2 protein-coding genes are annotated in these 1,188 nt (G+C 63.5%); both read left to right on the top strand.

Annotated elements, in window-relative coordinates; genetic code table 11:
- On the top strand, positions 1 to 334 hold a 334-nt coding region (locus H8F21_RS29230; protein WP_203585838.1), incomplete at its 5' end, for a TauD/TfdA dioxygenase family protein.
- 209 nt (positions 335 to 543) lie between these two features.
- On the top strand, positions 544 to 1,188 hold a 645-nt coding region (locus tag H8F21_RS29225; RefSeq protein WP_236043276.1), incomplete at its 3' end, for a TonB-dependent receptor plug domain-containing protein.

The following is a 1,188-nucleotide window of genomic DNA, read 5'->3' as shown; positions in this document are numbered from 1 at the left end:
CTACGACTACCCGATCCTCGCCCACCCGTTGGTGCGCACCCACCCGGAAACCGGGGAGGACGGCCTGTTCATCAACTTCTCCCAGAACCCTTCGGTGATTGGCTGGACGCCCCAGCAAAGCAAGCAGCTGATCGACCGCCTGCTGTTGGAATTCAACAAGCCCGAACACCAGGTGCGCTTCAAATGGCGCCCCGGCTCCGTGGCGTTCTGGGACAACCGCTCGACCCTGCACTACCCGGTCTATAACTACGGCGACTACCCACGCCGCATGGAGCGCGTGCTGATTGCCTATGACGATATTCCCCATCGGGTAAGAGCCGCCAACGCCGCCTGACCTCTTTTACCAAACCCAACACAGATCCCCCTGTGCATGCGGTCCCCTGTGGGAGGGGGCTTGCCCCCGATAGCGGTACACCCGGCAGCCCATCAGCGCCTGACACTCCGCCATCGGGGCAAGTCGAATCGTCGCACCGCCCCTCCCACATTGACTGCATTCACAGGTAGCGATCTACGGCGTTCTTTCGTCCTCTGGAATCAGCCCCCATGCCTCCATCGCGCTTTCACTACTGCGCAGCAGCGCTGAGCCTGCTCGCCTTCAATACCCCGGCCCAGGCCGAAGATACGGATAAAACCCTCGGCACCGTGGTCGTCACCGGCAACCGTGGCAACCAGGCGCGCACCATCGCCGACAGCCCCTCGCCCATCGACGTGATCAGTGCCGAGCAACTGCAAGCCAGTGGCAAAGTCGGCCTCAAGGAATTGCTCGCACGCCTGCTGCCGTCCTTTAACCTACCGGCCATCAACGGCGGCGGCACCTCCTGGTCGGTGCGCGGGGTGACCATGCGCGGCCTGTCTGGCGACCAGGTGCTGGTGTTGGTCAACGGCAAGCGCCGCCACAACACGGCACTGATCAACAACCTGGCACGCATCGGCACGGCGGCGGTGCCGGTCAACCTGGACCTGATCCCGGTGTCGGCCATCGACCATATCGAAGTACTGCGCGACGGTGCCTCCGCCCAATATGGCTCGGACGCGATTGCCGGGGTGATCAATATCATCCTCAAGGAAAACGACAGCGGCGGCAGCGCCGAAACCTCGTTCGGCCGCTACGGCGCCGGTGACGGCGACACCGTGCACCAAACCGTAAACTACGGCCTGCCACTGCCCAACGACGGCTTCGCCAACCTG

It is taken from the genome of Pseudomonas arcuscaelestis (assembly GCF_016881005.1).
Classification (GTDB): Bacteria; Pseudomonadota; Gammaproteobacteria; order Pseudomonadales; family Pseudomonadaceae; genus Aquipseudomonas; species Aquipseudomonas arcuscaelestis.
This window is presented reverse-complemented; position numbering and strand designations above follow the sequence as displayed.